The sequence below is a fragment of the Promicromonospora sp. CA-289599 genome, assembly GCF_050936155.1.
Classification (GTDB): domain Bacteria; phylum Actinomycetota; class Actinomycetes; order Actinomycetales; family Cellulomonadaceae; genus Promicromonospora.
Genome location: NZ_JBNJNI010000001.1, coordinates 4,221,400 through 4,235,568, shown reverse-complemented (window position 1 = coordinate 4,235,568; position 14,169 = coordinate 4,221,400). Strand labels below are relative to the sequence as shown.

Here is a 14,169-nt window from a genome sequence, read left to right as displayed (position 1 = left end):
CGGGTGCCGGGTTGTCCCTGCGCGGAGGTTCACCCCCGGCACCCGCGGACCGCGGAGCACGACCGGACCCAGCCTACGCGTTCACCAGCTCGCGCTGCCCGACGCCTGCGTCGTCGCCCTGGTCACCCCCGTCACCCAGGAGGTCGGCGGCGCTCCCGGAGGCCAGGACGTCGAGGCCGAACGGGTCGGCGTCGCCCGGCCGCGTCGCGACCAGCTCACCGCGGTCCACCGGGGTGACCGGGGCGCCGTCGGGCACCGTGTCGTGGTGCACCACCCGGGTGAACCCGACCTTGCCACGGGTCGCGTCGACGCCGATCGCCGTCGCGACGATCACCAGCCCCGTGCGCTGCTCACCCTCGGAGCCGGTCCACTCCTCGACCTCGAGCCGTCCCGTGACGACCACCGGGATGCCCTTGTGCACGGACTCGACCACGTTCGCAGCGGCCGCCCGCCAGGCCTTGACCGTGAACCACAGCGTCGCGCCGTCGGTCCAGTCGCCGTTCTCGTTCACGTAGCGCCGGGTGCTGGCCATGCGGAACGTGGCCCACTGCAGGTTCTTGGCCGTGTTCACGTGCAGGGCCGGAGTACTGCCGACATTGCCCGACACGGTCACCGTGACGTCGTTCATTTCAGGCCTCCTGGGTGTCCGGACCGGCCCGAGCGGCCGGTCCGTACCCAGCATCAGGCCCGAGCGATACGCAGATCCGACAGCTGGACCGTACCTGTGGACGGAACCCGGATCCGCTGCCCTGTGGTCGCGTTCTCTTCCAGGCGGAGCGGTGCGGAGGGTCCGTCGTCCCGCGCACTCTGTGCGAGCTCGCGCACGGCGCGGTGCTCGTCGAGCAGCTTCTGGGTGGGCCCACCCAGGGTCTGCTGCAGCACCCGTTCGAGCGCCGCCCGGCCCGACGCGATGACGCCCTGCGCCCGCCGGGCGGCCAGCGCACGGCGCAGCTGCACCGCCACGAGGAAGACCACCAGCGCGGTCGCTGCCGCCACGACGGCGAGCACACCGAGGACGGTCGTCCAGGTCTCGCCGGCCGGCAGGAGGCCCGTCGCGGCCAGCACCGTCGCGATCCCGAGCACCACGGCGACCAGCACCGACCCGAGCGCGAGCCGGCGGGTGAGCGGCTGCGTCGTCGGACCGCGGGTGTCCAGGGTGATGCCCTGCAGCGCAGTCGAGACGGCGGCGGCGACCTCCGACGCGCCCGCGACGCTCGCCCCGAGCGACCGGCGCCAGCCGGGCTTGAGCGACTCCCCCGCGCCGTTGAGCCAGCGCGCCCGCGACAGCGCTATCGAGTCCGGGTCGGGCGCGCGGAACTCGGGCGAGCCGTACCCGTTGCGCACCGCCGCACCGACCTGCGCCGCGACCGACTCCAGCCCCGTCGCCCGCGCCAGCGCGTCCACCTCGCGCTCCAGCACCGTGTCGATGTGCCAGGGCACCTCGGCCGGCGTCTGGCTCAGCAGCAGGGTCGCGGCGGCGTCCAGCTCGCCGGCGGCCCGGCCAGCCGAGACCGAGCGGCGCGCGACCGTCTGCTCGAGGAGCCCGCGCAGGTCGGCGATGCCGATGTCCGTCTTCGTCGACGCAGCGACCACGGGGACGTTCTCCAGACCGTCGTCCCGCAGCAACCGCTTCACGTCGTTGACCAGGTTGTTCCGCTGCCCTACCGGCACCGTGTCGATCTGGTTGAGCACCACCACGGTCGAGGCCTGCATACCCGACGAGTCACGCAGGTAGCCCGTGTGCAGGGCGTCGTCCGCGTACTTCTGGGGATCCACCACCCAGACGAGCAGGTCGACCAGCGGCAGCACCCTGTCCACCACGTCCCGGTGACCGGGCGCCACGGAGTCGTGGTCGGGTAGGTCGAGCAGCACCAGCCCGGCAAGGCTCGCTTCGTCCGCCGCGTCGAGCTCGCCGGAGCGGGTGATGCGGCGCTCGCGCTCCACACCGAGCCAGTCGAGCAGCGGCGCGGCGTCGTCGCTCCACGAGCACGCCGTCACCTTGGCGGTGGTCGGACGCTTCACGCCGACGTCGGCGAACGTGAGGCGGGAGATCTTGTTGAACGTGCTCGACTTGCCCGAGCCGGTGCCGCCCGCGAGCGCCACCACCGTGTGGTCGACGCCGAGCGCGAGCCGTTCGCGCACGCCGGCGACGGAGCTCGCGACCTTGCCGAACACTGCGTCGTCGAGGCGCGATCCCGCGATCTGGAGAGCGCGTCCGAGGTCCTCCGTGCGTGCGCTCAGTGTCGTGTCGTGGCTCGTCATGTCAGCCTCCTGAGCTCGGCCAGCCGCACGCGGAGCGGAGCGGCCGCGTCGTCGGCTAAGGCGGGGACGTCAAGGGCACTCTGGACAGAACGGGCCTCTTCCGCAACCGCTAGCGCTACCTTCTCGGCAAGTTCGCCCTGAAGTTCCTCGATGGCTTCGCCTGCGGACTCGCCGAGGACCCGGTCCACGAGGTGTGCTGCGTCCTCGTTCCCGAGCGCGGTGGCGAGCAGCAGGGTGGCGAGTCCGGTGTCGCCGAACGCCTTCCGGGCGCCGGCCGCGCGGGCCGGGGCATCCGGTTCGGGGCTCTCGGCGGCGGTGACGTCCAGGCGCCCGACGATGTCGTCCGCCTGCCCGGTCCACTCGACGGCGGTCGTCTGGCCCCAGGCCAGACGGTCCTTGGCGCGGGCGGTGCCGTTCGGCAGGATCGTCTCCCCGGCAGGTGGCGCGCCCGGCCCGGTGAGGGCGCCGCGCAGGCTCTCCTCGGTGCGGACGCCGGCTGCCACGAAGGCCCGGGCGGTCGTTGCCTCGACCTCCTCGCGCAGCCGGACGAGCGCCGCCTCGCGGGCCTTGCCCGCCCGTTTGGTGGTCCGTGCGACGCCGTCGCGGACGGTGATGCGGGAGATGCGGTTGGTGCTGACGAGCTCGGTGAACCGTGCGGCGACGGTGCCCTCGCCCGCCGCGCCGGACAGGACGGCGGTGCGGGCGGCCAGCTGCTCGTCCGGGACCACCGAGTCGACGGCGGCGCGCAGGTCGAGCGCGGCGGTGCCCTGGTCCTCGACGGCCGCGACGAGCCCCATCACCCATTCGGGCAGGGCGCCGAGTGCGCCCTTGAGCGTGCGCAGGATGATGGTGCGGGAGCGCTCGGGGCCCGCCATCAGGCCGAGCCAGCGCTGGATGGGCTCCACGAGCTTCGGGTCGAGCAGCCCCTCGTGCGGTCCGACGTCGGGCACGATGAACAGCGGGACGTCCTTCATGCCCCGCTCCTTCATCCGCGTGTTGAGGTCCGCGCGGATGGTCGCGAGCGTCTCCTTCGGCACCCGGTTGAGCACCATGGCGACGCTCGCGCCACGCTCCTTCGCGCGGTCCAGGGCCTGCCACGGCAGGGCGTCGCCGTACCGGGCCGCGGTGGTGACGAACAGCCAGAGGTCTGCCGCTTCGAGCAGCTGGTGGGCGGTGGAGCGGTTCTCCGACAGGAACGAGTCGAGGTCCGGCGCGTCCATCAGCGCGGTTCCCCGCGGCACGCTCTCGTGCTTGACCAGCCGGGCCAGCTCGGTGACGGGCCCCGGGGTGAGCGTGTCGACGTCTCGCGGGTGCACGCCGACCACCGGCTCGCGGGTGGTGGGCCGCAGCACGCCGGCCTCGGACACCTCTTCGCGCAGGAGGCTGTTGAACAGGGTGGACTTGCCGGCTCCCGTGGAACCCGCCAGGACGACGACGGCGGGGCTGGACAGCTCGGCGAGGCGCGGCAGCAGGTGCTCGTCGAGCTGCGCCAGGAGTCTCAACCGGGAGGCTTCTGCTTCTTCGGCACTGTCGATGGGAAGGGGCAGGGTCGCGGCGGCGACGTCGCGGCGCAGATCGCGTACGACGTCGTGCACCGTGAAGCCGAGCTGCTCCGCAACGTTCGGGTCCACACCACCCCGACGGCCGAGCACTGCGGAGCGTGTTCCTGGAGTCACGGCTTCATCCTGATTGGTAAAGAACGTTCTGCCAAGCCGTGTACGACTGTTGGTATGCAAGAGCGCAGGTTTTGCGAGCGCTACCGAGCCGATGGGCACACCCTCGGCGACCGGTGGGGCGGTGCCGCGATCGGTTCGGAACCCGACGCGAAGAAGGTTGGATGTTTGAGCCGTAGAATCTGCGGCCTGGCGCCGGATCAGCAAGAGAAGTGCGATGCTTGACCCGATACGTCATATCTTTGTAGGTTTGTCACGCTCGCGCTGATGACGTCCAACGGAGGACCCAGATGCCAGACGTGACAAGACGACAAGCCATCAAGGTCGGTGCCGTCGGTGCGGGAGGCCTGCTGCTGCCCGTGCCGTGGACGGCGGTCGCACGGGCGTCGTCCACCCCACCACCCGGGGTCCAGGAGGCCGGTGACCTGGCCCTCTGGTACGACGAACCAGCAGGCGACGACTGGCTCCGCGCGCTGCCCCTGGGTAACGGCCGGCTGGGCGCCATGGTCTTCGGCAACCCCGGGACCGAGCGGCTGCAGCTCAACGAGGACACGATCTGGGCCGGCGGGCCGCACGACTCCGCGAACCCCGAGGCGCTGGCCGCGCTGCCCGAGGTACGCCGGCTCGTCTTCGAGGACCGCTGGGTCGAGGCGCAGGACCTCATCAACGAGCACATGCTGAGCAGACCCGTGGGCCAGCTCGCCTACCAGACCGTCGGAAACCTGCGCCTCACCCCGGAGGGCACGAGCGGGGCCACCGAGTACTACCGGCAGCTCGATCTCACCACGGCCACGGCCCTGACCAGTTTCGTCGTCGGGGGCGTGCGCTACCGCCGGGAGACCTTCGTGAGCTCGCCGGACCAGGTGGTCGTCATGCGGCTGACCGCCGACGCACCCGGGTCGATCTCGTTCACCGCCGCGTTCGACAGCCCCCAACGGACCACGACGGCCAGCCCCGACGCCATGACGATCGCGCTGGACGGGATCTCCAGCGATCAAGAGGGAATCCCCGGCCAGGTCAGGTTCCTGGCGACGGCGCGCGTCGTCGCCGACGGCGGGAGCGTCAGCAGCGCGGACGGCCGGCTGACCGTCTCCGGCGCGAACAGCGCGGTGCTCCTCGTCTCGATCGGCAGCAGCTATGTCGACCACACCGACGTCGGCGGCGACTACCGGGGGATCTCGGCGCGCCACCTCGAGGCCGCCGTCGGCAGGTCGTTCGACGAGCTGCGCGGCCGGCACGTCGCCGAGTACGAGGAGCTGTTCGACCGGACGACCCTGGACCTCGGGCGCACGTCGGCCGCCGACCAGCCGACCGACGTCCGGATCGCCCAGCACGGCGGCGTCGACGACCCGCAGTTCTCCGCGTTGCTGTTCCAGTACGGCCGGTACCTGCTGATCTCGTCGTCGCGGCCGGGCACGCAGCCGGCGAACCTCCAGGGCATCTGGAACCACGAGCTGTTCCCCGCGTGGGACTCCAAGTACACGATCAACGCCAACCTGCCGATGAACTACTGGCCCGCGGACACGACGAACCTGTCCGAGTGCTTCCAGCCGGTGTTCTCGATGATCGACGACCTTGCGGTCACCGGTGCGCGCACGGCCGAGGTGCAGTACGGCGCGAGCGGCTGGGTGACGCACCACAACACGGACGGCTGGCGGGGCACGTCGGTGGTCGACGGCGCGTTCTGGGGGATGTGGCAGACGGGCGGGGCGTGGCTCGCCACGACGATCTGGGACCACTACCAGTTCACCGGCGACGTGGGCTTCCTCCGTGAGCACTACCCCGCGATGCGGGGCGCGGCGCAGTTCTTCCTCGACACGCTGGTGGAGGAGCCGAACCTCGGCTACCTCGTGACCAACCCGTCCAACTCCCCCGAGCTCTCCCACCACACCGACGCCAGCGTGGCGGCGGGACCGACGATGGACAACCAGATCCTCACCGACCTGTTCACCGGGTGCGCGCGAGCGAGCGAGGTCCTCGGGATCGACGCCGACTTCCGTGCGCGGGTGCGCGCCACCCGGGAGCGCCTGGCCCCCATGACGATCGGCTCGCGCGGCAACATCCAGGAGTGGCTCCACGACTGGGTCGAGACCGAGCGCGCGCACCGCCACGTCTCGCACCTCTACGGCCTGCATCCCAGCAACCAGATCACCCGACGCGGCACCCCCGAGCTCTTCGAGGCGGCGAAGCGGACGCTGGAGCTCCGCGGCGACGACGGCACCGGCTGGTCGCTGGCCTGGAAGATCAACTTCTGGGCCCGGCTGGAGGAGGGCGGGCGCGCCCACGACCTCATCAAGTACCTGGTCACGCCCGCCCGGCTGGCGCCCAACATGTTCGACCTGCATCCGCCGTTCCAGATCGACGGCAACTTCGGCGCCACCGGAGGGATCGCCGAGATGCTGGTGCAGAGCCATACGGGCGAGGTGCACCTGCTGCCCGCGCTGCCGTCAGCGTGGCCGGACGGCAGGGTCGACGGCCTCCGGGCGCGTGGCGGGCACACCGTCGGGGCGACATGGAGCGCCGGGCGGGCCGACGAGTACCGGATCACACCCGACCGGGACGGCAGGATCACCCTGCGCGGCGAGCTCTTCGCCGGCCGGTTCGCGGTGCTCGACGTCACCAGGGGCCGGCGGGCCAGGACCAGGAAGACCGCCGCCGACGTGATCGAGCTGACCGGCCAGGGCGGACACACCTATCGCGCCCACACCCTGCGGTGATCGCGCCGGCTGCGGCGGGGAAGCGGGACCCCGCCACAGCCGGCGTCGCCACGTTCTAGGGTGCCCCCGGCAGGATTCGAACCCGCGACCTAGTCATTAGAAGTGACCCGCTCTATCCAACTGAGCTACGGAGGCAAGCCTGCAGAGTTTAGCCCAGGTCGGGCTGGTCTTGACCATAACAATTCACACACCAGGCACCCGAGCGCTCCGCGCCGACCACGCTTCGAGCCCCGTGGGGCGCGGACTCGTGGGGCGCGGACTCGTGTAGGGTCGTAGTGACCCACATTCGACATCCAGTCACTACGAGGCCCGAATGCCACGTCCACTCGTCGCCGACCGCCGGGGCCGCATCCTCACGGCCGCGCGGGAGCTGGTCCTGGCCAAGGGCTGGGCCGACGTCACGGTGGCCGACGTCGCCGCGCACGCCGGCATCGGGAAGGGCGCCGTCTACCTGGAGTTCCCGGACAAGGCCACGATCCTCGCAGCGGTCCTGAACCGCACCGTGCGGCAGCTCACCGCCGAGGTGCACCAGCGGGTGCTCGACGCGCCCGACCTGGTGGACCTGGCCGCGGTGTACCGGTTCGGGGTGGACGCCTTGCTGGGCGACCCCTTGATGCGCGCCCTGTACCTCGGCGACGAGGCGGTACTGGGGCAGCACGTCCGCGACACGACGGACGATCGCTACCTGCAGCGGCTCGGTTGGCTGGCCGAGTACGTCTCCGGGCTGCAGCGAGCCGGGGTCATCGACCCCGAGGTCCCCGCCGAGACGATAGTGCGGGTGCTCAGCGTGTTCACGCTGGGACTCGTCCATGCACCCGGTGTGCTCGGCACGACCCGGGCGGAGGACCTGTCAGCGGCCGTGCGCCTGTTCGCCGACGTCGTCGGCCGCGGCCTGGCCACGAACCGCCCTGCCGACCCCGAGGCCGCGCGCGCGGCGCAGCTCGCCCTGCTCGGGCGCCTCGACGCCCAGCTCGACCTGCTGAAGGAGCCCTCATGACCGACCTCTTCGCCACCCGCACCGACCTGACGGTCTCCGGCGGCCCGGTGCGGCTGTACCGGGCAGGCGAGGCAGGGCCACCGCTCCTCCTGCTCCACGGCGCCATGCTCGACACCGCCCAGGGCGTGTGGCGTCACGTCGCGCAGGCGCTGGCGGCCGACTACCGCGTGCACGTCGTCGACCTGCCCCGGCACGGCGGCAGCCGGCCCTGGCGCGGCGTGCTCGACGACGCCTTCTACCGCCGCTTCCTCGACGACCTGCTGGACGCCCTGGACCTGCCGCGGACGGCGATCATCGGGCTCTCGATGGGCGGCGGCATCGCGACCGGCTACGCGCTGGACCACCCCGAGCGGGTCAGCGCCCTGATCGCCGTCGGCCCAGGGGGAATCGAAGCCCGGCGTCCGGCACAGCTGCTCACCTGGCTGTTCCTGCGCGCTCCCGGAGCCATGCGGCTGACCAGCCGGTACCTCGCCAGGCGTCCGGAGCTGGTCCGGCGGTCCATGATCACGAGCCTCGCCGCGGGCGCGGACACCCCTGACTTCGAGGACATCGTCCGGCTGGCCGTCGAAGAGGCCAGGGCAAAGGACGCGCACGGCGAACCGGGGCTCGACGACTGGCAGACCCGGGCCTACGGGCCGTTCGCCATGCGGCTGAACCTCCTGCCCGACCTGCCGAGGCTGACCGTCCCGACCCTGTGGGTCCGGGGCGACCAGGACACGCTCGTGGGGGAAGCCGAGCTGTCCGCGGCGGCAGCTGCCGCCCCCGGCTCGCGCGTGGTCACGGTCGAGGGTGCCGGGCACATCGTCACGTACGACCAGCCCGAGGAGTTCACGCGGCTGGCCCGGGAGTTCCTCGCCTCGACGCTCGACCCCCACCCGCCGGCCCGGTGAGTGTCAGACCCGCCACGTAGCCTTCCCGCATGCCTTCCGGACCGACCGAGCTCTCGCCCGCAGCCGCGCGCCGGCTTCGCCTGCGCACACAGGGCCTCACGCTGCCCGACAGCGGCGCGGGTACCCCGGATCTGTCCCCCACCGACGTCGTCCGCCGGATGGTCGCGCTCCAGGGCCAGGACCTGCCGGCCGTACTGCGGGCGATCGCGGTCCGGTCCCGCCCGGGCACCACGCTGGACGACGTCCGCGCCGCGTTCGACGCAGGCGAGCTCGTGCGCGGGTGGACCCAGCGCGGCACCCTCTTCGCGACCACGCCGGGCGACCTCGCCGCGCTCCTCTCCCTGACGGGCGAGCGGATGCTCCGGACCGGCCGGAAGACCCGCGAGACCGAGGGGCTGGACGACGACGTGCTGGCCCGCGCCGAAGCTGTCGCCCTCGAAGCGCTCCGGGCGTCGCCCGCCGACGGCGGCATCTCGCGCGCAGCGATGGTCGACCTGTGGCAGCAGGCAGGGCTACCCATCGAGGGGCAGCGGGGCTATCACCTGATCGCCACCCTCGGGGTCCGGGGAGTGCTGCACTGGGGTCCGTTCGCGGGGGCGCAGCAGCTGATGGTCGAGTCACCGGGCGCCGGGCTCGGCAAGGTCCCGGCCGAGGAGCCGGAGACGGCGCTGCGCCGCATCGCGCGCTCGTACCTCGCCAGCCGGGGGCCCGCCACCACCGAGGATCTCGCGTGGTGGCTCGGCCTGCCCAAGGTGCCGGTGCGCACTGCCGTCGCCGCGCTGCGTGCGGAACAGCCGGAGGCCGTCGCCGAGGTGGTCGTCGACGGGAAGCTGATGCTCGTCGGGCAGGCGGCGAGCGACGCTGACACCGATCCGGCGCCCGGCCCTGGCACCGATCTCGCCCAACCGTCCGGCGTCGTGCTCGTGCCGGGATTCGACGAGATCGTCCTGGGCTACCAGGACCGTGAGCTGGTCGCGGACGCCGAGGCGATGCGCACCGTCGTCCCGTTCGTCAACGGGATCTTCCGCCCGGCGGTCCTCCTGGACGGGCGCGTGGTCGGGACCTGGCGCCGCGCACCCAAGTCGGGCGAGGCGCCGTTCGAGCTCGTCCCGGGAATCCAGCCAGCTGCCCGCGCCGCGATCGAGGCCGCGGTGTCCGCCTGGCACCTGGGCTGACGCTCAGGTCCGAGGCGGCGAGCCACCTAACCTGGTAGGACACCACCGGCCTCCAACGACCGAGCCGTTGACCACAGCACTTGCTGCCAGGATCGGCCCCGTCCTGGCAGCAAGTGCTGTGGTCAACCTGCACGGCTCGCTGTCACGGACGCGGTCGTGGCCGAACCGCGTCAAGATGGAGCATGCTGCTCGCCGAGGTCGCCGCCACGTCCGACGCCGTCGCCGCCACGCGCTCGCGCCTCGCCAAGCGCGCGGCCATCGCCGACCTGCTGCGCCGCACGGCTGCGGGCGACCAGGCCGAACCCGGGAACGGCGGAGCCGGGAACAGCGAACTCGGCACAGCCGCCGAAGACCTCGAGATAGTCGTCTCCTACCTCGCCGGCGCGCTCCGCCAGCGGCGCACCGGTCTCGGCTACGCGGCGCTGCGCGATCTGCCGCCCCCGGCGACAACCGCAACGCTCACGGTGCGCGACGTCGACGCCGCCTTCGCCGAGATGGCGGCCCTCGAAGGCCCGGGGTCCGCCCAGGCCCGGTCCACCGCGGCCGCGGACCTCTTCGCCGCCGCCACCGAGCGCGAGCAGGCGTTCCTCCGCGGCCTGGTCGCGGGCGAGCTGCGCCAGGGCGCGCTCGACTCAGTGGTGGTCGACGCCGTCGCCGAGGCCGCGGGCACCCCTGCCGATGCCGTCCGCCGGGCCGTCATGATGCGCGGCGCGACCGGCCCGGTGGCGAGCGCCACCCTCCTCGCGGAGGACCCGCTCGCCGTGCTGGCGACGTTCACGCTCGAGGTCGGGCGGCCGGTACGGCCGATGCTCGCCGCGTCAGCGCCGGACATCGCGGCCGCCTTCGAGAAGCTGGGGTCCGGCGACAACCCGACCGCGGACGACCCGGAGCTCTGCGTCGACGTCAAGCTCGACGGCATCCGCATCCAGGTGCACCGCCTCGGCGACGACGTGCGCGTCGTCACGCGGTCCCTGGACGACATCACCGAGCGCGTGCCAGAGATCGTCGAGGTGGTGCGTGCGCTGCCGTCCGACCGCCTGGTGCTCGACGGCGAGGCCCTGGCCGTCGGCGAGGACGGCGTGCCAAGGCCGTTCCAGGAGACCGCCGCGCGGTCCGCGACCAAGGAGACGACGTCGGAGGCGGAGCTGGCCGCACAGCTCCAGCTCACCCCGTACTTCTTCGACGTGCTGCACGCCGACGGGCGCGACCTGGTCGACGCCCCGCTCCGCGAGCGCCTGGCCGTGCTCGACGAGATCGCCGGGACGCATACGGTGCGCCGGCTGGTCACGTCGGATCCCGAGGTGGCCGCCGAGTTCTTCGCGGGTGCGCTGCGTGAGGGCCAGGAGGGCGTGGTGGTCAAGTCGCTCGACGCGCCCTACGCGGCCGGACGGCGGGGTGCGGGCTGGGTGAAGGTCAAGCCGCGCCAGACCCTCGACCTCGTGGTGCTTGCGGTCGAGCGGGGTTCGGGCCGCCGGCAGGGCTGGCTGTCCAACATCCACCTCGGTGCGCGGGACCCGGAGGGTGGGTTCGTGATGCTGGGCAAGACGTTCAAGGGCATGACCGACGAGGTGCTGCAGTGGCAGACCGCGCGCTTCACCGAGCTCAGGACCGGCGACGACGGCTGGGTGGTGACCGTCCGGCCGGAGCAGGTGGTCGAGATCGCGTTCGACGGGCTGCAGCGCTCCACCCGCTACCCGGGTGGGCTCGCGCTGCGCTTCGCCCGGGTGCTGCGCTACCGCGACGACAAGAGCGCCGCCGAGGCCGACACGATAGAGGCGGTGCGGGCTCTCGCGGGCTTCTGACCAGTGTGCGGCCCTTCACGAGTCCTGGCGGGCTTCTCGACATACGCGCACATATCGGGCATGGTTTGGCCGGAACCAGGAACCTGTACCCGACCCAGACGGGGACTCGATGAGCTCGACCATGATCGACGGTATCGCCGGCATCGGCGACACCATCAGCGGTGATCCCGCCCACCGGCCCTTGAAGCTCGACGACCCGGCCACCGTCATGTCCATCACGGAGGTGACCGCGTCGCCCGACGCGGCAGCCGTGCACGCCCGGCTACGCGAGGAGTGGGGGGACGTCGCCCCCGTCGGGCTGGAGCCCGGTACTCGCGCTTGGCTCGTGACGGAGTACCGGACCATCGTCGCGATGGCCCGCGGCCAGTTCCCCCTCGCGACGACTACCGGGGCCTGGAACGGCCACGAGCAGGTGGGACCCGATGCGAACTCGCTGCTGCTCCGCCCGCTCGCGCCGGTCAGCCGGCCGACGGTCGAGCAGGCCGAGGGAAGCGTGCACGGCCGGCTCCGTACCCCGCTCGACGAGGTCCTCGGCGTGATCGACGACGCTGAGGTCGCCAGGACCACCCGCGAACGGTGCGAGGAGCTGATCGACAGCTTCGCCGCGACCGGCGTGGCCGACCTGGTCCGCGAGTACGTCGCGCCGATGCCGCACCTGACGCTGGGCGCGCTCCTCGGGTTCGACGCCGCGACCGCGCGGCAGGTGTTCGAGACCGCCACGCGCCCGGCGTCGGACCGCTACGCGGCGGCGACGGTGCACGAGGTGAGCTTCCTGCTCAACGGGCAGACGGCGGCCCGCCGCGCGGACGGCACGCCTACCCCCGCCGGCCGGCTCGCACGGCACGCCGCGTACGAGAGCACCGCCGAGGCGGCGCTCGGCATCCTGTCGCTCACCGCCACCGCTGCCCTCGGCCTGCAGGCCTGGCTGGCCCAGACGCTCTACCTCTCCCTGACCGACGAACAGTTCGCCAGACGGCTCGCGGGTGGACGGCTCGGGACCGACGAGGCGCTCGACGAGGTGCTGTGGAGCGCGCCGCCCGTGAGCGCGCTGGCGCCGCGGATCGCCGTCGAGGACTTCGTGCTGGACGGCAAGCTCGTACAGAGCGGCGACGCGCTGCTGCTCGCGGTGGGCGCCGTCGGCTCGGATCCGAGCATCCGCGGCGAGGCTCCGTGGGACGGGTCAGGCAGCGGTGCGCACCTCGCCTTCGGGGTCGGCGCCCATGCCTGCCCCGCGCCGCGCCTGGCCCGGCTGATCGTCCGCACGGCCGCCGAGACGCTGCACCGCCGCCTCACGCCCGCCCTCGCGCTGCGTACGGACGAGCTCCGGTGGGCGCCCGACTTCCGTTTCCGTCTGCTGGAGGCGCTCCCGGTCGCCTTCCGCCCAGAGCAGGACTCCACACTCGAAGGGACATCGTGAGCAGCAACACCCGAGCCTCCAAGGTTCTCAACACCGTCCTCGCCCCCGCCATCCGCGGGCGGGAGGACCCAGCGGGCGCCTGGGCGAAGGCCGCCGCCGACGTCGAGAAGGACGCCGGAATCCAGGACCGCGAGCTCGCCGAAGGTCTGGGCAGGGTGTTCGGGAGCATCGCCGAGGAGCCCCGGCTGACGCCCGTCGGCTGGTTCTTCGCGCTCGGCACCATCAAGGAGCGCTACGCCAACCGGCTGCGCATCAAGAGCCAGATCGCCGAGCGCCCGGAGATCGCCGACGAGCAGATCGTCAACCCGGTGTTCGTGCTCGGCCTGCCGCGGACCGCGACCACCCTCGCCCACAAGGTGCTCGCGGCGTCGCCCGACCACCGCGGGCCGCTGGCCTGGGAGATGCAGCACACGACGCTTGCCGACCCGGCGGTCGCCAAGCGGGAGATCAAGAAGTTCAACCAGAGCGCGCAGATGCTGACGAAGGTCTTCGCGCCCGGGCTGAAGCACATCCATCCGCTCGACGCCGAGAACCCGGAGGAGTCGCTGCTGCTCATGCCACACGGCACCTTCTGGCCGCTGTTCCACGGCAGCATGCCCTCGTACCGCGCCTGGTACGCGCAGCGCAGCGAGGCCGAGCTGGCCACCGACTACGAGTGCCTCAAGCAGGGCCTGCAGGTGCTGCAGCACGGACGTCCGGCCAAGCGGTGGGTCGTGAAGTACCCGGCGCACCTGAACGACATGACGGTGATCCGGAAGGTGTTCCCGGACGCCACGTTCGTATGGACGCACCGCGACCCGGGCACCGTCGTCGGCTCGGCGTGCAGCCTCGTGGAGACGCTGTGGGCGCCGTACCAGAAGGACCCCGACCCGCTGGAGGTCGGGCAGCTGATCATGGACTCCATGGTCACGTGGGTGAACAACGCGCTGGAGGCGCGGCTCAGCCTGCCGCCGTCGTCCATCGTGGACGTGCCGTACCACGCGCTGAGCGCCGACCCGCACACTGAGGTGCCCCGGGTGTACGCGGCGATCGGGGCCACCTGGACGGCGAGCGACCAGGCGAAGCTCGACCAGGTGCTCGCCCGTCCGGCGGGGTCGAAGCCGCACCAGTACGACATGCGACGCTACGGGCTGGAGCCGGACCAGGTGGACGCGGCCTTCGCGCCCTACCTGCGCCTGCTGAACACCTTCGACGTGCTGGACGCCGAGCCCAAGGTGGAGATGTAGAGCAGGCCGG

General features: G+C 72.3%; 10 protein-coding genes and 1 tRNA gene. 7 read left to right on the top strand and 4 right to left on the bottom strand.

Annotation, left to right across the window (positions count from 1 at the left end; all coding sequences use genetic code 11):
* Window positions 1-73 precede the first annotated feature (73 nt).
* The 3 genes from ACQEVI_RS18830 to ACQEVI_RS18820 are packed head-to-tail and all read right to left on the bottom strand — an operon-like array spanning window position 74 to window position 3,938.
* Entirely contained in the window at window positions 74-628 is a 555-nt protein-coding gene (locus tag ACQEVI_RS18830) for a single-stranded DNA-binding protein (protein WP_432901562.1), read from the bottom strand.
* Window positions 629-681: 53 nt separating this feature from the next.
* Entirely contained in the window at window positions 682-2,262 is a 1,581-nt protein-coding gene (locus ACQEVI_RS18825) for a GTP-binding protein (RefSeq protein ID WP_432901560.1), read from the bottom strand.
* Window positions 2,259-3,938 carry a GTPase gene (locus ACQEVI_RS18820; protein ID WP_432901558.1) on the bottom strand — a complete coding sequence of 560 codons (1,680 nt, stop codon included), beginning with the start codon at window positions 3,936-3,938 and terminating at the stop codon, window positions 2,259-2,261. Before ACQEVI_RS18820 ends, ACQEVI_RS18825 begins: the two co-directional genes overlap by 4 nt.
* A 287-nt stretch (window positions 3,939-4,225) precedes the next feature.
* Between ACQEVI_RS18820 and ACQEVI_RS18815 the strand changes: the two genes are divergently transcribed.
* On the top strand, window positions 4,226-6,652 hold the full coding sequence (locus ACQEVI_RS18815) for a glycoside hydrolase family 95 protein (RefSeq protein ID WP_432901556.1): 2,427 nt from the start codon (window positions 4,226-4,228) through the stop codon (window positions 6,650-6,652).
* A 61-nt stretch (window positions 6,653-6,713) separates the two neighbouring features.
* Here the strand turns inward: ACQEVI_RS18815 and ACQEVI_RS18810 are convergent.
* Window positions 6,714-6,787 (bottom strand) — tRNA-Arg (locus ACQEVI_RS18810).
* A 178-nt stretch (window positions 6,788-6,965) separates the two neighbouring features.
* Here ACQEVI_RS18810 and ACQEVI_RS18805 point away from each other — a divergent pair.
* The 6 genes from ACQEVI_RS18805 (at window position 6,966) to ACQEVI_RS18780 (ending at window position 14,159) form a co-directional block, all read left to right on the top strand.
* Complete coding sequence (locus ACQEVI_RS18805) at window positions 6,966-7,649, top strand: TetR/AcrR family transcriptional regulator (RefSeq protein WP_432901554.1); 684 nt, start codon at window positions 6,966-6,968, stop codon at window positions 7,647-7,649.
* Complete coding sequence (locus tag ACQEVI_RS18800; RefSeq protein ID WP_432901552.1) at window positions 7,646-8,539, top strand: alpha/beta fold hydrolase; 894 nt, start codon at window positions 7,646-7,648, stop codon at window positions 8,537-8,539. Before ACQEVI_RS18805 ends, ACQEVI_RS18800 begins: the two co-directional genes overlap by 4 nt.
* 29 nt (window positions 8,540-8,568) lie before the next feature.
* Window positions 8,569-9,714, top strand: a complete 1,146-nt coding sequence (locus ACQEVI_RS18795) for a winged helix DNA-binding domain-containing protein (protein ID WP_432901550.1) — start codon at window positions 8,569-8,571, stop codon at window positions 9,712-9,714.
* A gap of 182 nt (window positions 9,715-9,896) precedes the next feature.
* On the top strand, window positions 9,897-11,516 hold the full coding sequence (locus tag ACQEVI_RS18790) for an ATP-dependent DNA ligase (RefSeq protein ID WP_432901548.1): 1,620 nt from the start codon (window positions 9,897-9,899) through the stop codon (window positions 11,514-11,516).
* A gap of 109 nt (window positions 11,517-11,625) precedes the next feature.
* Complete coding sequence (locus ACQEVI_RS18785; RefSeq protein WP_432901546.1) at window positions 11,626-12,933, top strand: hypothetical protein; 1,308 nt, start codon at window positions 11,626-11,628, stop codon at window positions 12,931-12,933.
* Window positions 12,930-14,159, top strand: a complete 1,230-nt coding sequence (locus tag ACQEVI_RS18780; RefSeq protein WP_432901544.1) for a sulfotransferase family protein — start codon at window positions 12,930-12,932, stop codon at window positions 14,157-14,159. The genes ACQEVI_RS18785 and ACQEVI_RS18780 overlap by 4 nt, the downstream gene beginning before the upstream one ends.
* The last annotated feature ends 10 nt before the right edge of the window (window positions 14,160-14,169 follow it).